The organism is Kribbella sp. CA-245084, from assembly GCF_050942355.1.
Lineage (GTDB): Bacteria > Actinomycetota > Actinomycetes > Propionibacteriales > Kribbellaceae > Kribbella.
On the sequence record NZ_CP192053.1, the window covers coordinates 8,637,231 to 8,660,574 of the forward strand.

General features: G+C 68.7%; 21 protein-coding genes and 1 riboswitch. Of the genes, 10 read left to right on the plus strand and 11 right to left on the minus strand.

Annotated elements, in window-relative coordinates:
- Positions 1 to 29: 29 nt before the first annotated feature.
- Entirely contained in the window at positions 30 to 3,386 is a 3,357-nt protein-coding gene (gene lysX / locus ACQPYH_RS41460) for a bifunctional lysylphosphatidylglycerol synthetase/lysine--tRNA ligase LysX (protein WP_432883324.1), read from the plus strand.
- Between the two features lie 49 nt (positions 3,387 to 3,435).
- Positions 3,436 to 4,353 (plus strand): hypothetical protein, encoded by a 918-nt coding sequence (locus tag ACQPYH_RS41465; protein WP_432883327.1) that lies wholly within the window; start codon positions 3,436 to 3,438, stop codon positions 4,351 to 4,353.
- On the opposite strand, the gene ACQPYH_RS41470 is transcribed toward ACQPYH_RS41465, so the two are convergent.
- Positions 4,350 to 4,973 (minus strand): hypothetical protein, encoded by a 624-nt coding sequence (locus ACQPYH_RS41470; RefSeq protein ID WP_432883330.1) that lies wholly within the window; start codon positions 4,971 to 4,973, stop codon positions 4,350 to 4,352. The genes ACQPYH_RS41465 and ACQPYH_RS41470 overlap by 4 nt on opposite strands.
- Before the next feature lie 131 nt (positions 4,974 to 5,104).
- Complete coding sequence (locus tag ACQPYH_RS41475) at positions 5,105 to 5,935, minus strand: helix-turn-helix transcriptional regulator (RefSeq protein ID WP_432883333.1); 831 nt, start codon at positions 5,933 to 5,935, stop codon at positions 5,105 to 5,107.
- Positions 5,936 to 6,037: 102 nt separating this feature from the next.
- Between ACQPYH_RS41475 and ACQPYH_RS41480 the strand changes: the two genes are divergently transcribed.
- Complete coding sequence (locus ACQPYH_RS41480; RefSeq protein ID WP_432883336.1) at positions 6,038 to 6,730, plus strand: SDR family NAD(P)-dependent oxidoreductase; 693 nt, start codon at positions 6,038 to 6,040, stop codon at positions 6,728 to 6,730.
- Here the strand turns inward: ACQPYH_RS41480 and ACQPYH_RS41485 are convergent, their stop codons facing one another.
- The gene (locus tag ACQPYH_RS41485) at positions 6,731 to 8,104 is read right to left on the minus strand and encodes an L-serine ammonia-lyase (protein WP_432883338.1); all 1,374 of its coding nucleotides are present in this window, start codon (positions 8,102 to 8,104) and stop codon (positions 6,731 to 6,733) included.
- 80 nt (positions 8,105 to 8,184) lie between these two features.
- Positions 8,185 to 8,288: riboswitch (glycine riboswitch) on the minus strand.
- Between the two features lie 153 nt (positions 8,289 to 8,441).
- Here ACQPYH_RS41485 and ACQPYH_RS41490 point away from each other — a divergent pair.
- On the plus strand, positions 8,442 to 9,851 hold the full coding sequence (locus ACQPYH_RS41490; protein WP_432883341.1) for an alpha/beta hydrolase: 1,410 nt from the start codon (positions 8,442 to 8,444) through the stop codon (positions 9,849 to 9,851).
- Positions 9,852 to 9,854: 3 nt separating this feature from the next.
- Here the strand turns inward: ACQPYH_RS41490 and ACQPYH_RS41495 are convergent, their stop codons facing one another.
- From ACQPYH_RS41495 to ACQPYH_RS41505, 3 genes are all read right to left on the minus strand, one after another.
- A complete protein-coding gene (locus ACQPYH_RS41495) occupies positions 9,855 to 10,082 on the minus strand; it encodes a hypothetical protein (protein ID WP_130442273.1) in 228 nt (75 codons plus the stop codon).
- 192 nt (positions 10,083 to 10,274) lie between these two features.
- Positions 10,275 to 11,699 carry an aminopeptidase P family protein gene (locus ACQPYH_RS41500; protein WP_432883344.1) on the minus strand — a complete coding sequence of 475 codons (1,425 nt, stop codon included), beginning with the start codon at positions 11,697 to 11,699 and terminating at the stop codon, positions 10,275 to 10,277.
- Positions 11,700 to 11,740: 41 nt separating this feature from the next.
- Positions 11,741 to 12,487, minus strand: a complete 747-nt coding sequence (locus ACQPYH_RS41505; protein ID WP_432883346.1) for a GntR family transcriptional regulator — start codon at positions 12,485 to 12,487, stop codon at positions 11,741 to 11,743.
- A 98-nt stretch (positions 12,488 to 12,585) separates the two neighbouring features.
- Between ACQPYH_RS41505 and ACQPYH_RS41510 the strand changes: the two genes are divergently transcribed.
- The 3 genes from ACQPYH_RS41510 to ACQPYH_RS41520 are packed head-to-tail and all read left to right on the plus strand — an operon-like array spanning position 12,586 to position 14,776.
- Positions 12,586 to 13,338: a LamB/YcsF family protein gene (locus ACQPYH_RS41510; RefSeq protein WP_432883348.1), complete on the plus strand. Its 753-nt coding sequence runs from the start codon at positions 12,586 to 12,588 to the stop codon at positions 13,336 to 13,338.
- The gene (locus ACQPYH_RS41515) at positions 13,338 to 13,943 is read left to right on the plus strand and encodes a 5-oxoprolinase subunit B family protein (RefSeq protein WP_432883351.1); all 606 of its coding nucleotides are present in this window, start codon (positions 13,338 to 13,340) and stop codon (positions 13,941 to 13,943) included. Before ACQPYH_RS41510 ends, ACQPYH_RS41515 begins: the two co-directional genes overlap by 1 nt.
- Positions 13,940 to 14,776, plus strand: coding sequence for a biotin-dependent carboxyltransferase family protein (locus ACQPYH_RS41520; protein ID WP_432883353.1), 837 nt, complete (start codon positions 13,940 to 13,942; stop codon positions 14,774 to 14,776). The genes ACQPYH_RS41515 and ACQPYH_RS41520 overlap by 4 nt, the downstream gene beginning before the upstream one ends.
- 3 nt (positions 14,777 to 14,779) lie before the next feature.
- Here ACQPYH_RS41520 and ACQPYH_RS41525 read toward each other — a convergent pair whose 3' ends face one another.
- Positions 14,780 to 15,760, minus strand: coding sequence for a GlxA family transcriptional regulator (locus ACQPYH_RS41525; protein WP_432883356.1), 981 nt, complete (start codon positions 15,758 to 15,760; stop codon positions 14,780 to 14,782).
- 35 nt (positions 15,761 to 15,795) lie between these two features.
- On the opposite strand from ACQPYH_RS41525, the gene ACQPYH_RS41530 reads away from it, so the two are divergent.
- The 3 genes from ACQPYH_RS41530 to ACQPYH_RS41540 are packed head-to-tail and all read left to right on the plus strand — an operon-like array spanning position 15,796 to position 18,536.
- Positions 15,796 to 16,428 carry an HD domain-containing protein gene (locus ACQPYH_RS41530; protein WP_432883358.1) on the plus strand — a complete coding sequence of 211 codons (633 nt, stop codon included), beginning with the start codon at positions 15,796 to 15,798 and terminating at the stop codon, positions 16,426 to 16,428.
- A 47-nt stretch (positions 16,429 to 16,475) separates the two neighbouring features.
- Positions 16,476 to 16,820: a UBP-type zinc finger domain-containing protein gene (locus ACQPYH_RS41535; protein WP_432883360.1), complete on the plus strand. Its 345-nt coding sequence runs from the start codon at positions 16,476 to 16,478 to the stop codon at positions 16,818 to 16,820.
- A 6-nt stretch (positions 16,821 to 16,826) separates the two neighbouring features.
- A complete protein-coding gene (locus ACQPYH_RS41540; protein WP_432883363.1) occupies positions 16,827 to 18,536 on the plus strand; it encodes a GH32 C-terminal domain-containing protein in 1,710 nt (569 codons plus the stop codon).
- Here the strand turns inward: ACQPYH_RS41540 and ACQPYH_RS41545 are convergent.
- From ACQPYH_RS41545 to ACQPYH_RS41560, 4 genes are read right to left on the minus strand one after another with little or no spacing between them, the layout of a single operon-like run.
- Complete coding sequence (locus tag ACQPYH_RS41545; RefSeq protein ID WP_432883365.1) at positions 18,533 to 19,534, minus strand: proline racemase family protein; 1,002 nt, start codon at positions 19,532 to 19,534, stop codon at positions 18,533 to 18,535. The two genes, ACQPYH_RS41540 and ACQPYH_RS41545, sit on opposite strands and share 4 nt — an antisense overlap.
- Entirely contained in the window at positions 19,531 to 20,433 is a 903-nt protein-coding gene (locus tag ACQPYH_RS41550) for a dihydrodipicolinate synthase family protein (RefSeq protein ID WP_432883367.1), read from the minus strand. Before ACQPYH_RS41550 ends, ACQPYH_RS41545 begins: the two co-directional genes overlap by 4 nt.
- On the minus strand, positions 20,430 to 22,169 hold the full coding sequence (locus ACQPYH_RS41555) for a 2Fe-2S iron-sulfur cluster-binding protein (RefSeq protein WP_432883369.1): 1,740 nt from the start codon (positions 22,167 to 22,169) through the stop codon (positions 20,430 to 20,432). Before ACQPYH_RS41555 ends, ACQPYH_RS41550 begins: the two co-directional genes overlap by 4 nt.
- The gene (locus ACQPYH_RS41560; RefSeq protein WP_432883372.1) at positions 22,166 to 23,326 is read right to left on the minus strand and encodes an NAD(P)/FAD-dependent oxidoreductase; all 1,161 of its coding nucleotides are present in this window, start codon (positions 23,324 to 23,326) and stop codon (positions 22,166 to 22,168) included. The genes ACQPYH_RS41555 and ACQPYH_RS41560 overlap by 4 nt, the downstream gene beginning before the upstream one ends.
- Positions 23,327 to 23,344: the final 18 nt, after the last annotated feature.

Below are 23,344 nucleotides of genomic sequence, written 5' to 3' on the forward strand. Positions count from 1 at the left end.
TCTCAGCGAACTAATGGGATGATCGGCTGGTGCGGTCGGAACAAGCAGTAGTCATACCGGTGTGGCAGCACCGGGCCGCGGTCTGGGTAGGCCGCGTCGTCGTGCTCGCCTCCGTCTGGTCGTTCCTTGCCATCCCGCTGCACATCGGAGCGCCGATCCTCGTCAAGCACGTGGACATGGCGTTCGACTTCGTCGGCATCCCGGCCGGTCACACGATCTTCTCCGCCGTCTACCTCGCTGTCGTCGGTAGTGCCTTGTTGCGCGGGAAGCGAGCCGCACTGCTCTGGGTGCTGTGGGTCTTCGAAGCGCTGTGGCTCCTCGGCCTGACCACTTACATAGCGTTCAGCACCGTCCGGCTGAGCAGTCCGAGCGGCACCGAGTGGCTGTCCGACCTGGACCGGACCACGGTCCAGGACCTCGAGTGGGCGATCGTCCAATGGGTCGTCGTCGCCGCGATCATCGTGCTGCTGTGGAAGATCCGCAGTGCTTTCCCGGCCCGCCTCGCACCTGGTACCCGTCGGCTCGCGGTCGGCGCGCTGGTCTTCGGCATGCTGATCTCGATCGCGGTCAGCATTACTCTCACGCAGATCTTCCCGCGGACGTTGAGCGGTCAGCGACAGAAGATCGGCTGGGCGATCATCGCCGCCCTCGGCCAGTCCCGCAGCAAGCTGGGCGGCCACGAAGGGCACGGCTGGGTCGGCCTGTCGGTCGGCGCGATCTCGGCGGCCTCGCTGGTGATCGCGTTCTGGATCTTCCTCCGCTCGGTCCAACGCGTCCGGTACCTGACCCAGCCCGAGGAACTCGAAGTACGACGGCTCCTGCTGCTGCACGGCGAGCGGGACTCCCTCGGGTACTTCGCCACCCGCCGCGACAAGGCGGTTGTCTTCTCGCCGGACAACGAGGCCGCGATCGCCTACCGCGTGGTCAACGGCGTCAGTCTCGCGAGCGGTGATCCACTGGGCGATCCGGTCGCGTGGCCGGCCGCGATCCAACGCTGGCTCGAAGAGGCCCGACGGTACGGCTGGTCCCCCGCAGTCCTGTCCGCGAGCGAGGAAGCAGCCCAGGCGTACGTCGACGCGGGCCTGCGCGCGTTGTCGATGGGCGACGAGGCGATCATCGATGTCGCGGACTTCACGCTCGAGGGCCGGACGATGCGCCCGGTGCGGCAGGCGGTGACGCGCGTACAGCGGGCCGGGTACCACGCGGAGGTTGTGCGGCACGGCGACCTATCGCCGGAGACGTTGTCGCAGTACGTGCATCTGGCCGAGCGGTGGCGGGGCGCGCGGACCGAGCGCGGGTTCTCGATGGCGCTCGGGCGGCTCGGCGATCAGGCCGATGCGCGGTGCGTGATGGTCATCGCGCGGGACGCGGACGGCGTCGTACGCGGGCTGTTGTCGTTCGCTCCGTGGGGCGTGCGGGGTGTGTCGCTCGACCTGATGCGGCGCGATCCGGAGTCCGCGAACGGGTTGATGGAGTTCATGGTCACCTCGCTGATCGAGGCGTCCGGCGATCTCGGCATCCACCGGATCTCGCTGAACTTCGCGATGTTCCGCGAGATCTTCAGCGATGCGGAGCGGGTCGGCGCCGGTCCGGTACTGCGCTTCACCAACGCGCTGCTCACCGGCGCCTCGCGCTTCTGGCAGTTGGAGAGTCTGTACCAGTCGAACGAGAAGTATCTGCCGCGCTGGTCGCCGCGGCTGATGTGCTACTCGCGGGGTGCGTCGCTCGCCCAGGTGGTGCTGGCGGCCGGTACGGCGGAAGGCTTCCTGCCCGCGCCCCGGCCGTGGACCCGCGTCGACACCGTCGACACGGCCGAGCGGCACGCGATCATGGCCGCACACGGGCGTGCGTTCGCCGCCGCCGTACGCGAGCAGGAGAACGAGCTGCTGCGGCCGGCGTTGCCGGAGCGCAAGCTGACCGAGCAGGAACAGATCCGGCGGACGAAGCTGACCGAGCTCGTTGCCGCGGGCATCGATCCGTACCCGGTCAGCGTGCCGCGGACCGAGACGCTCGAGCGCGTGCGAGAGCTGTACCCGAACCTGCCGTCGGACCATCACACCGATCACCTGGTGTCGGTGACCGGTCGCGTGACGCGGATGCGGAACCACGGCGGCCTCGCGTTCGCGCAGTTGCAGGACGGGTTGACGCACCTGCAGGTGATGTTCACGGCCGAGGCGTGCGGCGACGTACCGCTCGAGCAGTGGCGGCGACTCGTCGACATCGGCGATCACGTCAGCGTGACCGGCGAGGTGGTGACGAGCCGGCGCGGTGAGCTGTCGATCGCGGCGACGTCGTGGGTGATGGCGGCCAAGTGCCTGCATCCGTTGCCGGACAAGCGGAAGGGGTTCACCGATCCCGAGGCGCGGGTGCGGCAGCGGCATATCGACCTGGTGATGAACCCGGACTCGCTGCGGATGATGCAGCAACGCAGTGCCGCCGTACGGGCCGTCCGCAACGGTTTCGAGACGCGCGGGTTCATCGAGGTCGAGACGCCGATGCTGCAGGCGGTGCACGGCGGCGCGAACGCACGGCCGTTCGCCACCCACATCAACGCCTACGACACCGAGCTGTTTCTCCGGATCGCGCCGGAGCTGTTCCTGAAGCGGCTGAGCGTCGGCGGGATGGGCAAGATCTTCGAGCTGAACCGGAACTTCCGCAACGAGGGCGCGGACGCGACCCACAACCCGGAGTTCACCTCGGTCGAGGCCTACCAGCCGTACGCCGATTACCACGTGATGCGCGAGCTGACCCGTGAGTTGCTGATCGAGGCTGCGACCGCGGTCTTCGGCAAGCCGGTGGTACGCCGGGCCGACGGCGAGATCGACATCTCCGGCGAGTGGCCCGTCGTCACAGTCCACGACGCGGTCGGCCAGGCGGCCGGCGTGGACCTCGATTCGAACACCCCGGTCGAGCAGCTGCGCGAGATCTGCGCGGAGCACGGCGTACACACGACGTTCGAGATGTCGGCCGGTGAGCTGGTGCTGGAGCTGTACGACGAGCTCGTGGAACCGAACACGACGTTCCCGACGTTCTACACCGACTTCCCGCTGGAGACCTCGCCGCTGACCCGCAACCACCGGTCCGATCCGCGGCTGGCCGAGCGCTGGGACCTGGTTGCCTTCGGCGCCGAGATCGGTACGGCGTACTCCGAGCTGGTCGATCCGGTCGAGCAGCGCCGCCGCCTGACCGAGCAGTCCTTGAAGGCCGCCGCGGGCGATCCCGAGGCGATGTCGCTGGACGAGGACTTCCTGTCAGCACTCGAGTACGCGATGCCGCCGACCGGCGGTCTGGGCATCGGCGTCGACCGCGTGATGATGATGCTGACGGGCCAGAACATTCGAAGCACGCTAGCGTTCCCGTTCGTTCGTCCCACCCCTAGGGACTGACGGGTACCCTTGCTGCTTCAGGGGTGAGGGGCGACCTGGGGGGTTGGGGATGAGGCGCTGGGCTGCGCTGTGTGTCGGGGTGGGACTGCTCGCGGGATGCGCCGCGAAGCCGGGGCCTTCGCCGACTGCTCCGTCGTCGGCTGCGGCCAGTGCTGTGCCGGCGCCGGCCTCGTCGGTTCCGCCGGCGGGACCGTTGGGTACGGCGGCGTACCAGGCCGAGCTGACGCGGATCGACCAGGTGCTGGCGGGACCGGCGTCGCGGCTGACGCGCGTCCGCACCGCCGAGGGACTGAGTGACGCCATGAATACGCTGGCGGAGACCTTCAACACGGTCTCGGTGCGGCTGGCGGCGATCAAGGTCTCCTCGCGACTCGACGCAGCACATTCCTTACTACAGGTGCGGATCGGCGTGGCCGCTACCCAGCTGACCGGCCTGGCCGACGAGACCGAGGACGACGCGCGGTGCGGAGGCGTCGCGTACACCTCGCAGAACGTCCAGCGTCAACTGCGCACCAATCTCGGCTCCGCCCTCACGCTGCTGCAACAGCTCAAGCTGACCTTCGGCACGACACTGCCCAACCCCGGCCCCGCGCCGAAGGAGATGCGCCCGGACAGCGGCGACGTCCTGGTACGGCGAGGCCCGGACGGAACGGGACAGCTCAAGATCACCAACGGCACGGCGAAGGACGTCGCCGTCTCGATCGTCACCGACGGCCAGCCGCCCGGCCGCCCGCAGGTCATGATCTACCTCCGGGCGACCAAGGCCACCACAGTGAAGGAGATCGGCGGCGCGTACCACCTCTACTTCAAGAGCGGCACCGACTGGGACGCGGACAACCGCAAGTTCCGCGCCGACTGCGCCTTCAAGAAGTTCGACCAGACCTTCGGCCGCAACCAGGGCTGGCAGGTGAACCTCCAGCCGATGCGCGGCGGCAACGCGGACACCACCGAGGTCGAGGCGTACTAAAGCCCTAGCTTGTCCAGGAGGCCGCCGAGGAGACCGCCGAGGCCGCCGCCACCCGGTTGATCCGGGTCGTCGGGGGTGGTGGGCGGGCTGGTCGGGGTGCTGCTGGTCGGCGGCGGCTCGGTCGGAGTGGACGTCGTCGGTCGCTCGCTGGGCACGCTGGTCGGGCGGCTACTCGGGTGCGCGCTCGGCACCGTGGTCGGCGCCGTCGGCGGCACGGTCGGCGGCCGCTCGGTCACCACCGTCGTCGGCCCGGTCGTGTCCACGACCTGCGGGGTCGGCGTACCGCCGGTGATCGCGGGATAGCCCGTGGTCGTGAGGCCGGTCGGCAGCAGGGTCTCACCCGGCTTGATTGCTGTCGGCAACTGCGTGGGTACGGCGGTGGGCGTCGTACCCGAGGACGGCGACGCGGTGCGCGGGATGGCCGGGAGGTTCTGCGTCGGTCGACCGGGCTCGATCCCCGCGACCGGACTGGCGGGCTGCGGACCACGGCTCCAGAACGAGAGCAGGGCGAGCACGAAGCAGCCGAGCAGCAGTACGCCGACGCCGGCGGCGGCCTGACGACGGCGCCGCGGGTTCTGCCAGGGCGGGCGGCGGGATGCCGTGGCAGGGATGGGCCTCACAAGACCCGGAGATTATCGGTCGAAGAGCCGATTCAAACAGCCCTTGGAAGAAATTCCACGAAAGAACTTCACATTCCAGTAATTACGAACCGCCTACGCAACCGTAGGAATGCAGTGCGTTAGCTGATTGCTCAGATCAAGGTCTGCAGGCCGATGACCGACAGCAGCCGCAGCTTTTCGGCCGCCTCCGTATTCGGCGCGGCGGTGTACACGACGATGCGCAGATCGCTGCCCGGGACCGCGAGCACGTCACAGTCGATCGTGAACGCACCGACCTCGGGATGCCGGATGGTCTTCTGCTCGGACCGGTGGAACCCGACGATCGGCTGGCCCCACAGTCGCGCGAACTCCGCGTCCCGAGCGCGGAGCTCGTCGATCAGCGCAAGCAGCTCGGCGTCGTGCGGGTAGCGCGCGAGCGACGCCCGCAGATCCGTCACCATCGCGATCTGGAAATCCCGCTGCTGCTCCGGCGTCTGTACGACGCGATCGCCCGGCGACACGAAGTGGCGGTAGATGATGTTGCGGTCCCGCCCGCGCCACTCGGACGGGTCGCCGATCACGGCGGCGAACAGCGGGTTCCAGGTGATGATCGTCCAGGCGGCGTCGCACACGCACAGCGGTGCGCCGTCGAGCTGGTCCACGATCCGCTGCACACCGGGCGGGATGTACGCCGACAGCCGCCCGGGCGACGGCTCGACCTCGCCCGCGAGCACGAACAGATGGTTGCGCTCGGCATCGGACAGCCGGAGCGCCCGGGCCAGCGCGGTCAGCACCTGCGCGGACGGCGAGTCCGACCGGCCCTGCTCGAGCCGGATGATGTAGTCGACCGACAACCCGGCGAGCTGGGCCAGCTCCTCGCGTCGTAGCCCCGGCGCGCGTCGCTTCCCGCCTGCGGGCAGTCCGACCTGCTCCGGGGTCACCCGATCGCGCCAGGCGTGCAGCGTCCTACCGAGCTCAGCCATGCTCCCAGTATTCCGCGCCCGCTCCCGGACAGCCTGGTACTGCCATTCCCTAGGACATCGCGGGTACTACCTGCGCGATGCCCGCGGCGGGAGGGTGAAGCCATGACCACGACACTCATCACCGGGGCGAACAGAGGCCTCGGATACGAAACCGCCAGGCAGTTGATCGCTGCCGGACACACTGTGTACCTCGGTGCCCGCGACCCGGAACGCGGCAAGCAGGCAGCCGCCGACCTCGGAGCGGAGTACCTGCAGTTGGACGTCACGAGCGACGAGTCCGTCGACGCGGCTGCACAACAGCTGGAGTCACTCGACGTACTGATCAACAACGCCGGCATCCCAGGACCGCGCAAGGAGATCCGGGATCTGACCGCCGACGTCTTCCGTGAGGTCTTCGAGCTGAACGTGTACGGGCCGGTGCGGATGATCCACGGCTTCCTGCCGCTGCTGGAGCGCAGCGACAACCCGGTGATCGTGAACGTCTCCAGCGGTCTCGGCTCGATCGCCACCGCCGTGGATCCGGACGTCGCGACCAACGTGCCCGTCTGGGTGCCCGCCCCGGCGTACGGCTCCTCGAAGGCGGCGCTCAACATGCTGACGGTGCAGTACGCGCACCAGCTGCCGAACCTGCGGATCAACACCGTCGACCCGGGCTACACCGCGACCGACTTCAACGGCCACAGCGGCTACCAGACCGTCGAGGAAGGCGCGGAGATCATCGCCCGGCTCGCGCAGATCGATCAGACCGGCCCGACCGCGGAGTACTTGAGCCTGCACGGGACGGTCCCGTGGTGATCAGCACTCGATGACGTTGACGGCCAGGCCGCCGCGGGACGTCTCCTTGTACTTGATCTTCATGTCGGCACCGGTCTCGCGCATGGTCTTGATGACCTTGTCGAGCGTGACCACGTGGACGCCGTCGCCGTGCATCGCCATCCGGGCCGCGTTGATCGCCTTCACCGACGCCATCGCGTTCCGCTCGATGCACGGGATCTGCACCAGGCCGCCGACCGGGTCGCAGGTCAGCCCGAGGTTGTGCTCCATCGCGATCTCGGCCGCGTTCTCGACCTGTTGCGGCGTACCGCCGAGGACCTCGCACAGCCCGGCGGCGGCCATCGAGCACGCGGATCCGACCTCGCCCTGGCACCCGACCTCGGCGCCGGAGATCGACGCGTTCTCCTTGTAGAGCACGCCGATCGCACCGGCGGTCAGCAGGAACCGTACGGCGCCGTCCTCGGTCGCGCCCGGCACGAACCGCCGGTAGTAGTGCAGTACGGCGGGAATGATGCCCGCGGCACCGTTCGTCGGCGCGGTGACGATCCGGCCGCCAGACGCGTTCTGCTCGTTGACCGCGAGCGCGAACAGGTTGACCCAGTCCATCACCTTGAGCGGGTCCACCGACCAAGGATCCTGGGTGAGCTTCGTGTGCAGCGCGTGGGCCCGGCGCGGCACCTTGAGACCGCCGGGCAGGATGCCTTCGGTCTCACAGCCCTCGCGGACGCACTCCTGCATCACCTGCCAGATGTGCAGCAGGCCGTCGCGGATCTCGTCCTCGGTCCGCCAGGCCAGCTCGTTCGCGAGCATCACCTCGCTGATCGACAGCTGCGACTCCCGGCAGCGGTCGAGCAACTCCGCGCCGGTGGTGAACGGGTACTTCAGCGGGGTCGTGTCCAGCACGATCCGGTCGCCCGCCGCGGCGTTCTCGTCGACGACGAATCCGCCGCCGACCGAGTAGTACGTGCGCTCCCGCAGTACCGCGCCGGCCGCGTCGCGGGCGATGAAGATCATCCCGTTCGGGTGGTACGGGAGGGCCTTGCGGCGGTGCATGACCAGATCGGTGTTCTCGTCGAACGCGATCTCGTGCTCGCCGGCCAGCACGATCCGGCCGCGCTCACGGATCGTCTCGACCCGGGCGTCGACCGAGTGCGTGACGACGGTCTCAGGGTCGGCGCCCTCGAGACCGAGCAGGACGGCCTTGTTGCTGCCGTGACCGTGCCCGGTCGCGCCGAGCGAACCGAACAGCTGGGCGTAGACGGTCGCCGTCGCGGCCAGCAGGCCGTCGGCGGCAAGGCCGAGTGCGAAGGTGCGGGCGGCACGCATCGGTCCCACGGTGTGGGAGCTCGACGGGCCGATCCCGATACTGAACAGGTCGAAGACGCTGATCGCCATCGTGTGGAGGTTCCTTCCGGTCGCCGTTGACCGTTTGGTGTCCTCCCCGCTCTGTCAGACGGGAGGTCTTCCAGAGGTGCCTCGCCCGTGCGGTGAAGGTGCCTGAGAGATTCTTGGGGAGAGTTGCTCCTACGGCGCCCGGTTCCAGTGTCTACTCAGCCCGGGTCTCTCCCGCACGGGTTCATGCGGCTGTTGAATTGACTGACGGTCTGGACGGTACGGCGGTGCGCCCGCCAACGTCAATCCAGCGACCCCAGTAAGCCCCGATGCCGCGATCGGGGTCGGGCGGGGCTCGTCCCTGATGCCTTCAGCAAGCGATTGCCGAAGGATCGTTCGCATGAAGTTCATCCGACGCGCCCTGGCCGGCGCTGTAGTACTCGGCGTTGCGGCAGCCGGGCTGACGACGACCGCATCCGCGACCACAAGTCAGGTGCAATGGGCTGACTGCAAACCGGAAGGGCACGACGATCCCGCCCTGGTGAAGGGCTCGCAGTGTGCGACGCTCCGACTGCCCGTCGATTGGCGGAACCCGAACGGACCGACCTTCGACCTCGCGATTGCCCGCCGTACTGCGAAGGGCGAGCGGGTCGGGGTGCTGGTGTTCGGACCGGGCGGGCCCGGGGACTCCGGGGTCGACCGGATCAAGACCGGCATGACGCGGTTCAGCGCGAACCTGCAGGACCGGTTCGACATCGTCAGCTTCGACCCGCGCGGTGTCGCCCGTAGCAATCCGGTGGAGTGCTCGGCGGCGCTGCTCGCGAAGCAGCCGTCGCCGATCATCACGAGCCCTGCCGAGTTCACCGCGACGATCAGCTACAACCGGCAGCTCGCGACGGACTGCCGCGAGCACACCGGTCCGCTGTACGACCACATCGACACCTGGCAGACGGTCCGCGACGTCGACGCAGTACGCCGCGCGCTCGGTGAGTCCACGATCTCGTTCCACGGCAGCTCGTACGGGACGCTGCTCGGAGCGCAGTACGCCGAGACGTACCCGAACCGGGTCCGCGCGATGGTGGTGGAGAGCGTGATCGACCACGGCTCACCGACGACGAAGTCGTTCCTCGACGTCCAGGCGGCCGCGGCGCAGGACTCGTTCGACGAGTTCGTGAAGTGGTGTGACGCGTCGACAAGCTGTGCGCTGCACGGGCAGGACATTCATGCGCTGTGGGCTGGACTGCTGGCTCGGTCGAGTGATCCGTTCAAGCTGAGCTTCCAGGTGTTCAGACTGCTCTACGACCCGGAGTGGAGGGTGCTGGCTCAGACGTTGAAGGATCTCGAGACCCCGTCAGCCGCCGCCGTCCCGAGTGGACTCGCCCAGAACCCGTTGGCGGTGTTCTGCCAGGACTGGAACCTTCCGGTCAAGGACTACCGCGAGTACGCCGCACATCTACAGCGGCTGGCGCGCAACAACCAGGACATGCGCTACCCAGGTCAGCTGATGGCGGTGTCGATGTGTCTCGGTGCACCGAAGGCGAACAACCCGCAGCACGTGCTGAACGTCCACGGGCTCAAGACGCCGGTGCTGCTCGCCAACGCGATCCACGACCCGGCCACGCCGTACAAGATGGCGCAGAGCGTGCAGCGCCAGCTCGGCCGGTCCGGAGTGCTGCTCACATACGAAGGCTGGGGACACGGGAGCTACAACTCGAGCCCGTGCATGCAGAGCACGATCGACAACTACCTGATCGGGCGTGAGGTACCGAGGCGCGGCAGCGGTTGCGCCGCCGTACCGCCGGTCGGCTGAAGGTCAGACCGGTACGCCGGTGACTTCGAGGACGCGGTCGAGCTGGTCCCCGCGGACCAGCCGGCCCGTCATCAACCGGAGCTCGCTGCAGGCGGTCTCGAGCGCCTGCGCCTGGGTCCGGCAGTTGTCGACGAACCAGAACGGATCGTCGGGCTGCGGATCATCGGCGTCGTCGATGTCGGCGTACCAGTGCCGACTGCCGTAGTGCACTACTCGCACCCGTAGATTCATGATGACTACTCCCCGTACCCAGGGATACTGGGTCCCCCCTGGCCCCAGTCGGGGCCGCCTCGGCCTGGCGCGTGGTACGCGGCCCCCCACTAGCCACGCACCCGGCCGAGTTCGACCCTCCCCCGCTCTGTACATCGTGCTGGGCGGGCGAGTGTTACCGGTTGTGACGGTTAATTTTGAGCGATCGCTTGATTACTTCAGGTGTGACTTGGTCCACTGCTCCAGGCCGTCGGTGGTGATCGGCAGGTCCTCGGTGAGGATCTCCAGCCGGTCGGGGTGTACGACGACGTTGTCCTCGATCCGGATGCCGATGCCACGCAGCTCCGGGGGCACGGTTTCGTCGTTCGGGTGGAAGTACAGGCCCGGCTCGACCGCGAGCGCCATACCGGCCTCGATGGTGCCGGCGAAGTACGCCTCCGGACGGGATGCGTCACAGTCGTGGACGTCGAGGCCGATGTAATGGCCGGTCCCGCAGACGATGTAGCGGCGGTGCTGCTGGCCGTCCGGACCGAGCAGTTCGTCGATCGACGCCTCGAGCAGGCCCCAGTCCCGCAGCCCTTCGGCCAGCACCCGCAGCGCTTCGTACTGGAAGGCGCGGTACGGCGCTCCGACCTTGACCGCCTCGAGTGAGGCGAGCTGTGCCTTGTGCACCAGGTCGTGTACCTGCCGCTGCGCAGCGGTGTACTCGCCGGTGGCCGGGAACGTCCGGGTCACGTCCGCGGTGTAGAGCGTGCGGGTCTCGACGCCCGCGTCCAGCAGAATCACGTCGCCCTCGTTCACCGGGCCGTCGTTGCGGACCCAGTGCAGCACAGGTGCGTGGTTGCCAGCAGCAACGATCGACGCATAGCCGACGCCGTTGCCCGCGGTCCGCGCGCGACGGTCGAAGGTGCCCTGCAGCCAGCGCTCGCCGCCACCACGGATCGCCTCCGGCAGCTCGCTCGCCACGTCGCCGAACGCGAGCACACTGGCCGCGACCGCATCTCGCAGCTGGTCGAGCTCCCAGTCGTCCTTGATCCGGCGCAGCTCGGCGAGCGTCTGCCGCAACGCGTTGCCGTCGGTGGGCGACGTCCGTACCAACGCGTCCAGCATCGGCTCGACGCCGGGCACCGAGAGCATGAACGGGACGGCGCCACGCACCGCCGCGGGCAGCTCCTCGAGCGGACGGCAGGCGATCTGCAGCGCGTCCGACCAGTCCTTCAGGCCCGGCACCGGGCCGATCCACAGCTCACCGTCGCGCGCGTTCGCGAAGAAGTCCGCCTCCTCCGGGCCGGCCGTCTCGCGCAGGTAGAGCGTCGAGTCGCCGTCTCCGGAGATCACCAGTACGGCGCCCTCGGCCTGGCAGCCGGTCAGCCAGACGAAGTCGCTGTCGGCGCGGAACTGGTAGTCGGTGTCGTTCGACCGGACCGGCGCCCGGCCGGCCGCGAGCGCGATCCGCCGTCCCGGCAGCGCCGCGGCGAGCTTCCGTCGATGCTCGGCGGCCGCTTCGGCGAGCCCTTCCGGCACCGAAACCGACCGGTCCACCGGCCCCCAGCCACGCGAGATGAACTCCCGGAACCCCTTGGCGTCGATGGGGCGGTACGACTTCGGCGTTTCTTCGGTCCGGGCGTCATCGGACATGAGTGAGCTCCCCTTTGCAGCTGACGGTTTGATTCATCAACTCAGGTTCGGACGGGCACGCGCAAGCCCTTATCCCGGAACGCGGCGAGGATGCCTGCCTCGGAATCCAGCAGGTACTGATGCAGGTCGGCCGCGGCCTCGTCGTACCTGCGGGCTTCGAGCAGCTCGAACAGCCTGCGGTTCCGCTCGATGTACGGCTCGTGCAGCTCGCGCGGGGTCGCGATCACGTGGAAAAGGAGCCGCAACTCCGCGAGCAGCCGGCCTGTCATCGCGTCCATCCGGGAGCTGTCGGCCAGACCGATCAGGTGCTCATGGAAGCGCATGTTCGCCGTACCGACGACTGGCCAGCGGTCCGCGCGGGCAGCGGCCTCGGCTGCCTCGACGTCGTCCTGCAACGGCTCGAGACGGCTCGCCGGCAGCTCGGGATCGCGGTCGGCCAGTCCGCGTACGACGTCCACCTCCAGGACGCGGCGCAGTCGGTACAGGTCGATCACGTCACGCTCGTCCAGCTCGGGGACGAAGACTCCGCGGTGCAGCTTGTAGACGAGCAGACCCTCGTGGGTCAGCAGGCGGAAGGCCTCGCGCAGGGTGTTCCGGCTGACCTCAAGGACCTCGGTCAGCTCGATCTCGGAGAGTTGGGCGCCGGGCGGCAGGGCGCCTTCGGTGATACTGCGGCGAAGGATGTCGGCGGCGCGCTCCGCGGAGCTGCTCCGGTCCAGTCGCGCGACGTCGGCGGCGACGGTACGCAACCACGCCTGCCGTTCGGTCTCGGCCCCACCCGTACTCATCTCCGCATCATCCCGCACCGGAGCGGCCAGGAAAAGTAGAACAAGCCTCTTGCAGGATTGTTGAACAATCTCTAGGCTCGATCGAGGGAGGTGGCCGCATGGACCTCAACGCGGACATGGGTGAAGGTTTCGGTTCCTGGTCGATGGGCGACGACTCGGCCTTGCTCGACGTTGTCACCAGCGCGAACGTGGCCTGCGGATTCCACGCCGGCGATCCGTCGACCATGCGGCGGGCGACGGCCGAGGCGGTCGAGCGCGGCGTCGCGATCGGCGCCCACGTCGGGTACGCCGACAAGCCCGGATTCGGGCGGCGCTTCCTCGACATCGAGCCGGCCGCGCTGCGCGACGAGGTGGTGTACCAGCTCGGTGCGCTGGACGCATTTGCTCGGATAGCGGGTGATCGCGTGCGGTACGTGAAGCCGCATGGCGCGCTGTACAACACGATCGGCCACCACGTCGAGCAGGCGACCGCAGTAGTCGCTGCGGTGGCGGAGTACGACAAGACGCTTCCCGTGCTCGGCCTGCCGGGTTCGGTGTGGTTGCGACTCGCGGCCGAGGCAGGTCTGACCGCAGTACATGAGGCCTTTGCCGACCGTGCGTACACACCCGAGGGGACGTTGGTGTCGCGGCGCGAGGCTGGGTCTGTGCTGCACGACGCGGACGAGATCGCGGCCCGGTGTACGGCGATGGCGACCGGGCAGCCCATTCACGACAGCTCTGGCGGCTCGCTAATGGTCGACGCGACGTCTATCTGCGTTCACGGTGACACCCCTGGTGCCGTCGACATCGCTCGGCGGGTGCGTGGCGCGTTGGAGGGAGCGGGCGTCACCCTGCGCCCGTTCACCGGCTGATGCGAATCCTCCCGGCGGGTGACCGGGCGCTGCTGGTCGAGCTCGACGATCTCGACGAGGTGCTCGGGTACTACGCCGCGCTGACCGCGGATGCACCGGCGGATGTCGTCGACATCGTCCCGGCCGCCCGGACCGTGCTGGTCACCACAACCGGCGACCTCGCCACCTTGTCGCGAACCCTGCACGAGGTGACCCCTACCCGCGACAGCCGGACGGCCGGTGATCTCATCGACATCCCGGTGATCTACGACGGGGCCGACCTGGACGACGTCGCTCAGATCCTCGGCTGTTCCCAGGACGACGTGGTCGCGCGCCACACCGCCGACGAATGGACCGTCGCCTTCTGCGGCTTCGCGCCGGGATTCGGCTACCTGACCTCCACCGGCAGCTGGGACATTCCTCGCCGGTCATCGCCTCGGACGAAGGTCCCCACCGGCGCGGTCGCGCTGGCCGGCGAGTTCAGCGGCGTCTACCCGCGCGAATCCCCCGGTGGCTGGCAGTTGATCGGTCGCACCACGGCGAAGATCTTCGACCAGGAGCGCGACCCGGCCGCGCTGTTCCACCCGGGCCGTAGGGTCCGGTTCGTCGACGCGGGCCGTGGATGAGCAGCCTGACCATTCTCGAACCGGGGCCGTTGGCAACAATCCAGGACCGCGGGCGAGCGGGTCAGGCGGCACTCGGCGTACCGGCGTCGGGCGCCTGCGACCGGTCTGCCTACGAACTCGCGAACCGCCTGGTCGGCAATCGCCCCGGCGCGGCGGCACTCGAGGTCACCTTCGGCGGGCTGGTGATGCACGCCGACATCGACCTCGTCGTCGCGATCACCGGCGCGCCCTGCACCGGCGTACCTCTCAATGCTCCCGCCACCTTGCGGGCCGGCCAGCTGCTGCGGCTCGGTCCGCCGGCCACGGGTCTGCGGACGTACGTCGCGGTCCGCGGCGGCATCGACGTACCGCCAGTCCTTGGGTCTCGTTCCACCGACCTGCTGTCCGGCCTCGGACCCGCACCGCTGACGCCGGGTCTGACGCTGCCGGTCGGTCGCGCTGTCGAACCGATGCCCGGCGTCGACCTGGCTCCTGTCGCACACCCGGCCGGCGGGAAGGTTGCGCTCCGGGTGACCGCTGGCCCGCGACGAGACTGGTTCACCGACGCGGGCTGGGAGTCGCTGCTTTCCCAGACCTACCAGGTCAGCAGCAACAGCAACCGCGTCGGCACACGCCTCGACGGCCAGCCGCTGGAACGCGCTACGGCTGGTGAGCTGGCAAGCGAAGGCATGGCCCGCGGCGCCATCCAGATCCCACCCTCCGGCACGCCGGTCATCTTCCTGGCCGACCATCCCGTCACCGGCGGCTACCCCGTCATCGCGTACGTCGCCGACATCGACCTGGATGCCTGTGCACAGCTGAGGCCGGGCCAGCCGGTGCGGCTCGTCACCTGACTTTCACGTTGTCTGGAAGCGGCGCAAGTACTCCGTCGGCGTGATGCTGAGATGTCTCGCGAACGCACGTCGCAGGGTCTCGTCGCTGCCCATCCCGCTGAGCCGAGCTGCTTTGGTGATGCTGTGGCCGTCGAGCAGCAGCTGCTGAGCCCGGTCGAGTCGCACTCGCTCGACCCAGCGGCTGGGCGTGGTCTGGAACTCGCTCTCGAACAGACGGGCCAGATGCCGCGGACTGACGGCGGCAGATGCCGCCAGGTTCGGCAGGGTGTGGTCGCCCGCGGGATCGGCCACAACGGTCTCGGTTACCACCCGCAGCGGATCGCTTCGCGCCGGCGGCGTATCCAACGCTGTCGAGAACTGGGACTGCCCACCCGGCCGCTGCAGGAACACCACCAGTTCGCGGGCCGTTGCCCGCGCTAGTTCGGCGCCGTGGTCGGCCTCGACGAGAGCGAGCGCAAGGTCGATGCCGGCGCTGATGCCCGCCGACGTCACGTAACGGCCGTCGGTGATGTGCAGCGCATCGGGCTCGACGTTCACCTTCGGGTACTGCCGCGCCATCGCGGCCGCGTGCCGCCAGTGCGTCGTCGCCCGCCGCCCGTCGAGGAAGCCGAGCGCCGCGAGTACGAACGCCCCGCTGCACACCGACGCCACCCGCTCAGCCCCGTCCGCAAGCGCCCGCGTCACGTCGGCGACCTCCGTCGGCACTCCCTCCACCAGATGATCGGCACCGGCCACCACCACCGTGTCGACCGCTCCAACCTCCGCGGCCGCGACCACCCCGGCGAGCATGACGCCCGATGCCGTCGTCACCTGCCCACTCTCTTCGGATACCAACACCGTGTCGTAGCGGCTGCTGCCCTGCGCCCGATTGGCCTGATGAAGGACTTCGAGCGGACCGGTGACGTCAAGGAGCGTCACCCCGTCGTACACCACGAACGCGACTCGGCGTGTCCGAATCTGTGGTTGATGTGGCGAATTGGACATGGCACCAGCGTAACCCGCACCGCGAACCTGGAGTCATGATCGAAACCATCGCCGGGATCCCGATCCCCGACAGCGCCCTGGGCCGCGAGGCCACCGAACTCGTCCGCGACGTGGCGTCGCCCCTGCTGTTCGACCACTCCCGCCGCGTGTTCCTGTTCGGCGCGCTCCGCGGCAAGGACCTCGAATACGACGCGGAACTGCTGTACGTCGGCGCCATGTTCCACGACCTCGGTCTGACCGAGCGCTACCGCCGCATCGACCAGCGCTTCGAGATCGACGGCGCCGATGAGGCCCGGCGTTTCCTCCACCAGCACGGTGTCACCGGCGAGGCCGCCGACCGGGTGTGGACAGCGATCGCGTTGCACACCACGCCGGGGATCCCGCTCCACCTGCCCGCCGAGGTCGCGCTCGTCACCCGCGGTGTCGAACTCGACGTACTCGGCCTCGGGTACGACGTGATCACCGACGCGGAGCGCGACGCCGTCGTCGCCGCGCACCCGCGTCCGGACTTCAAGAACCGGATCCTCGACGCCTTCACCGAGGGAATCCAGGACCGGCCGGCGACGACGTTCGGCAACGTCAAGTCCGACGTTCTCGAACACTTCGTGCCCGGTTTCCACCACACCGACTTCGTCGACATCATCAAGAACTCCGCCTGGCCCGAGTAGCCGGAGCCTGCTTGTCCGGGAAGGGCGGAGCGGTAAGGATGTGCGGTATGACGGAGACGCCGGGTATTGACAGCACTGTCCCTCCGAGCGGCACCGGGTGTGTCGAGTGCCTGGCAGCCGACGGTTGGTGGTTCCACCTCCGCCGCTGCGCTGAGTGCGGCCACGTCGGCTGCTGCGACTCCTCCCCCGAGCAGCACGCCTCCCGGCACGCGGCCGAGAGCGGTCACCAGATCGTCCGCAGCTTCGAGCCGGGCGAGGACTGGTTCTGGCACTACGGCGAGTCCGAGTACTACAACGGCCCCGAGCTGGCCCCGCCGGCCGCCCACCCCGAGAACCAACCGGTCCCCGGCGGCAACGTCCCCTCCGGCTGGCAGGGCCAGCTCCACCGCTGAGGCGCCGTGACTGATTTGTCCGCCGATGCCGTCGTCGGCGACTTCACCACGTCCACGCCGGGGCGGCTGCTCTCGGCGCAGTTCGTCATCTCCCGGCCGTACCTGAACTTCCAGATCTGCGGCGGCGACTACGAGTACAAGACCTGCCTGAACGTCGTCGTCAACGGGCAGGTCGTCCGTACCGAGACAGGGCGGGCCACCGAACGCCTGCACGCAGCGACCTTCGACCTGACCGACTGGCTCGGCCAGGATGCGCACCTCGAGCTCGTCGACGAGGCCGACGGCGAGTGGGGGTATGTCCGCGTCAGCGACATCGTCCAGAGCTCGACGCCGACTGTCGTGACCGCGAAACCCCCGCTATATCGGGAAGCTCTGCGACCGCAGCTCCACTTCACGGCCCGGCAGTGGGCGATGCACCGGCTGAACCCGGTCGAGCGCGAGGAGGGCTGGCTCAACGACCTCAACGGGCTGGTCTTCCACGACGGCGAATACCACCTGTTCGCGCAGCGCTGGAACAAGTGCTGGATCCATGCCGTCAGCAACGATCTGGTGCATTGGACCGAACTGGAGCCGGCGTTCTTCGAGGAGTCCCTCGGCACCGGCGTGCAGTCGGGTAGCTGCGTCGTCGACGTCGACAACACCTCGGGCCTCGCCGGGCCGGGCGAGGGTCCGGCGATGGTTGCCTTCTGGTCTCGCAACGACAACCGGTCGCAGTGCGTCTCGTACAGCCTGGACCGCGGACGGACCTGGACGCACTACGCCGGCAACCCGATCATGGACCTGCCGGAGCGCGATCCGATGGTGTTCCGCGATCACCGGCGCGCGCAGTGGGTGATGGTGCTGTACGGCGACGATCGCTACCAGCTGCTGCGCTCCGACGACCTGTTGCACTGGGAGTCGCTGGACAGTTCGATCTCGGACAGCTTCGAATGCCCGGACTTCTTCGAGCTCGGTGTCGCCGGCTCCGACGAGTCACGCTGGGTCCTCGTCCGCGGCGACGGCCGATACTCGATCGGCTCCTTCGACGGGAAGACTTTCGTCGAGGAGACCTCGCAGTTGCAGGTCGACGGCGGCCCACACTTCTATGCAACCCAGAGCTGGGCGGCGCCAGGCGGCGGCACCGCTCCCCGCCGGGTCCAGGTCGCCTGGATGCGCGGCGGCCACTACCCAAACATGCCGTTCAACCAACAGGTAAGCATCCCCTGCGACCTAACCCTGCACCGCACCCCAGCCGGCCTACGCATGTACCGCAAGCCCGTCCCCGAACTGGAGACCCTTTCGCGCACCCGGCACACCTGGCCCGCCCGCACCCTGTCGCCGGGAACCCCATGGCAGCTAGGCACAGCCTGGCCACTACTCCGCATCACCTGCAACGCAACCCTCCCACCAAACGGCGAACTAACCCTCACCATCTGCGGCACCCAGATCACCGTGACCTCAGCCACTATCGCCCTACTCGCACCCGACCAACCAACCACCACGTCCGCCGAACAGCCGACCGCCGTGGCCGTGCAGACGACGATCACCGCGGTTGGCAAGCTCGACATTGTCGTGGATACGACGTCTATCGAGGTGTTTGCGAATGACGGTGAGGCGTCGCTGACTGCGTGTGTGCCGCCGGGGCACTACGGGCTGACGCTTGCCGCGTCCGGAGCTGACTGCAGTCTGGGCGAGCTCGAGGTGGTCGAGCTCGCTTCGATTTGGCCGGTGGTCTAGAGGACGAAGCCGGTTGGGAATGGGTCGTCGGGGTCCAGCAGGTAGTTGGCGGTGCCGGTGATCCAGGCTCGGCCGGTGACGGTGGGTACGACGGCGGGGTGCGGGCCGACCGTCGTTTCCTCGATCAGGCGGCCGGTGAAGCGGGTGCCGATGAACGACTCGTTGACGAAGTCGGTGTTGAGCGGGAGCTCGCCGCGGGCGTGGAGCTGGGCCATGCGGGCCGACGTACCGGTGCCGCAGGGTGAACGGTCGAACCAGCCCGGGTGGATCGCCATCGCGTTGCGGGAGTCGGCGCCGTCTTCACCCGGCGCGGTGAACTGAACATGCTTACAGCCGTTGATACCCGGGTCGAGCGGATGGACCGGGCGGTCCGTCGCGTTGATCGCATCCATGATGTCCAGGCCGGCCTGCAGAATGCGGTTCTTCTCGGCACGGTCGAACGGGATCCCGAGCTGCTCCAACGGCAGGATCGCGTAGAAGTTCCCGCCGTACGCCATGTCGTACGTGACCTTCCCCAGTCCGGGCACGTCGACCGAAGCGTCCAAGGCATGCGAGTACGACGGGACGTTGCGTAACGTCACATGCTCCGCGCGACCGTTGCTCACGGCAACGTCTACGACGACCAGCCCCGCGGGCGTGTCGAGCCGGACCTGCGTGACCGGCTCGGTCACCTCGACCATGCCGGACTCGACCAGCACGGTCGCGACGCCGATCGTGCCGTGACCGCACATCGGCAGCAGGCCGGAGACCTCGATGTACAGCACGCCCCAGTCGGCGTCGGAGCGGGTCGGCGGCTGCAGGATCGCTCCGCTCATCGCGGCGTGACCACGCGGTTCGTTCATCAGGAACAACCGCAGGTCGTCCAGGTGCTTGATGAAGTACTCGCGCTTCTCGGCCATCGTCGCACCCGGGACCACGCCGACCCCGCCGGTGACGACGCGGGTCGGCATGCCCTCGGTGTGCGAGTCGATCGCGGAGATCGTCCGGACGGACCTCATGCCAACGACTCCACGGCCTTCTTCATGTCCTGCTCCAGTTGGGCGACGTGCTCGGGGACGAGCGGTCCACGCGGCGGGCGGCACGGCCCGCCGTACCGACCGACGTAGTCCATGCCGTACTTGATCGCCTGGACGAACTCGGGCCGCGAATCCCAGCGGAACGCGGCGACCAGCGGCTCGTACAGTGCGCGGGCCTCTTCCAGCTTGCCCTCCAGCGCCAAGTCGTACAAACGGACCGATTCCTTCGGGAACACGTTCGGGAAGCCGGCGAACCAGCCGGTCGCACCCATCAGCAGCGCCTCGAGCGTGAGGTCGTCAGCGCCGGCGATCACGGCCAGGTCCGGCGCGAGCTCGCGGATCTCCAGGACCCGGCGGACGTCACCGGAGAACTCCTTCACCGCGACGACGTTCTCGATCCCGGCGATCTCGGCGAGCAGGTCCGGGGTCAGGTCGACCTTGGTGTCGAGCGGGTTGTTGTAGACCATCACCGGCAGCCCGGCCTTCGCGACCTCGGTGAAGTGGCTGATCACCTCGCCACGGTTCGCCCGGTACATCGTCGGCGGCAGGCACAGTACGCCGTCGGCTCCGTCCTCGGCCGCCTTCTCCGCCCACGCGCGCGCCTGGTGGGAACCGACACCGTGTACGCCGACGACCACGACACCGTCGTCGCCGACCGCCTCGATCGCCGTCCTCGCCACAGCGCGCCGCTCGTCGTCGGTCAGCGACGAGTACTCACCGAGTGACCCGTTCGGTCCGACGCCGCGGCAGCCGTTGTCCACCAGCCAGCGGCAGTGCTCGGCGTACCTGTCCAGGTCCGGCCGCAACCCCGCCGGCGCCGACGCATCCTCGGCGTACGGCAACGCGGTCGCAACGATCACGCCGTCCAGTTTCTCGCTCATGAATTCTCCTCAGCTTGAGCTAGATCGCGCAGCCTCACTGGTACGGCGATCGGTCGTTTCATGCTTGGTTTCGGTACGTCGCCCGGCGCGGCCAGCAATGCGGCGACGGTGCGCGAACACACCCGCCCCTGACACATCCCCAGCCCCGCGCGACTGCTGAGCTTCATTGCCCGGCCGTCGTCGAGACCGCGCTCTCCGGCGACGGTTTCGAGCTCTCCCCGCGTGACTTCCTCGCAGCGGCAGACGATCGTGTCCGCGTTGCTCCAGCTCTTCCACCCGTCTCGCACGGGATACGCCTTGGCCAACGCTGCCGCAAACCGTCGACCCCGCGTGACAGCTGTTGAGTCCAAGGAAGGTGACTCGCCACCGAGCGCGTGATGAGCTGCCGCTGCGCCGGCCAAGCCGCCTTCTGCGCTGGACAGCGCGGCACCACCGATGCCGGTGAGCTCTCCGGCGGCGTAGATACCCGAGGTGGTCGTTTGCTGGTTGGCGTCGACGGCGACCGCCGGGCCGCCGTCGGGACCTGTGGTGAGGTTGCAGCGGGCCGAGACCGCGAGCTCGAGGTTGGAGGTGAAACCGAAGCCAACGCAGACCGCATCGACATCCAGGCGGCGTTCGCTCCCGGGAACCGGACGCCAGTTGGAGTCGAGCCGAGCGATGGTGACGGCTTCGACGTGGCACGTCCCATGCGCGGCGATCACGGTCCAGCCATGGCGGAGCGGGACGCGGTGCCGGGCGAGCAAAGCGCCGTACCCGACGGCCTCCCGAAGCTTGCTGGGGGCAACCAATGGATCCGTCGACCAGCCTTTGCGCACGGCGGTCAGCGAGTTTGCCTCGAGCAGCGCGACCACCTCAGCGCCGACGCCGAGGAGCGACTCGGCCACCGGCAGCAAGAACGGACCGGTGCCCGCGACCAGAACGCGTTGCCCGATCGCAATGCGTTGTCCCTTGGCCAGCGCCTGGGCCGCCCCTGCCGTGTACACACCGGGCAGATCCCAGCCAGGAAAGGGAAGCACGCGGTCATAGGCACCGGTCGCCAGCACCACGGCCTTCGCGGCGATCGGGAACGGCTGCCGACCGGCCGCGTCCGCCGGCCCTTGCTGCGCCCAGAGGCGAAGGTCCTCGATCGCCCAGATCGAGGTCTCTGGGAGGTAGGTGATCCGCGGATGACTGCCAAGGGCGTCCCGCTGGGCCGCAAAGGCCTTCCACTCGTGCTGAAGGCGATCCGGCCGATGCGCGGCGAACTCCTCGGGAAGCTGCCGGTTGTACTGACCGCCGATCGCCCGGCCGTTGTCCACCAGCAGCACCTCAGCGCCGGCCTGCGCAGCAGCAAGCGCGGCCGCGACACCCGCCGGACCAGCACCCACGACCACAACCTCGGCCGACATCGGAGAATGTGCGACGGTCTGAGGCGCCGAGGTAGCAGGCAGGACCGCACCGTTCTGCGTCGTGATCGCGTCGCCGGTCGCGATCGTCCGCTGACACGCGCGCACGTCGGCAAGACCGTTGACTGTCACCAGACAGTCCTGACACGCCCCGATCCCGCAGAAGGTCCCGCGAGGTCGGTCGTGGACGCGAGTCGTCCGCCACGTGTCGCGGCCGTTCGCCAGCAGTACGGCGGCCACGGTCTGACCGGCATGAGCCGTGACCGGATGCCCGTCGACCGTGAGGTCCACCGCCGGCGATGCACCGACCTCGGACGGATCGCCGGAGCGGGGTCGAAGATAAGCGCTCATGACGCGATCACCGCCGGGCGGTCCACGCGGAACGGTGATGGGTCGACGTGTGGCGTGAGACCGAGGAACAACTCCGTGATCAGTCGTCCCGTCGACGGCGCGAGCCCGATACCCGCGCCCTCATGACCGGTCGCGTGCCACAGCCCAAGAACTCGTGGATCCGCACCGATGACCGGCAGATGATCCGGCGCGTAGGGACGGAAGCCGCCGTACGCACGCATCACCTGCACATCGCCGAGGAACGGGAACAGCCCGACCGCCTTCCGTGCAAGCTCCCGCAGCACCCGCACCCGGACCGCCTCGTCGAACCCGATCCGCTCCCGGCTCGACCCGATCAGCACCGTCCCGGCCCGCGTCGACTCGACCACCGTGGACGTCTGCAAGTCGGCGTCGCCACTCCCGACCGCGCCGACATAGTCAGCGTCGTACACCTTGTGGCGCACGGACTCCGGCAGCGGTGCGGTCACCAGGATCATCCCGCGTCGTGGCAGCACCTCGATCGGCGCACCCGCCGCCGCACCGAAGGCACCGGCCCACGGTCCGCACGCGTTGAGCACTGCCCCACAAGCGATATCGCCGTCCGAGGTATCCACACCGACCACACGTCCACGCGACTGCCGCACCCCGAGCGCGGTCACCCCCGATCTCACCTCGCCACCGCGCTCGCGGACGGTTGCCAGCAGAGCCGTTGCAGCCAGCACCGGCTGCACCTGGGCATCGTCTGGGTAATGCACCCCGATCGTGACTCGGGGCGTGATCAGTGGCTCGAGGTCGAACACCTCAGCCGGCGTGATCACCTGCGCCGCAACCCCTGCCTCCTGCTGCTTGGCTGCAAAGGCGGTCAACGGCTCGGGATCACCCGTCGCCACCACCACGCCGCCCTTGGCTTCCCACTCGATATCGGCGAAGTGGTCGGCCAGGCGGCCGCGCACGACGTCCCACTCAGCCCGCGACGCGACTGCCAGGTCGAGCTCCGGCCCGGGCTCCTTGTCCGAGACCAGCACATTGCCCTCACCGGCGGCTGTCGTCCCCGCGGCCGGCCCGTCGCGATCGATGACCAGCACCCGCACGCCGGCCGCCGACAACGCCTCCGCGCAGGCCGCCCCGACCATGCCCGCGCCGACCACCACCACATCGGGTGTCGCGGACCGGTGCATGACGACTCTCCTCGAAGA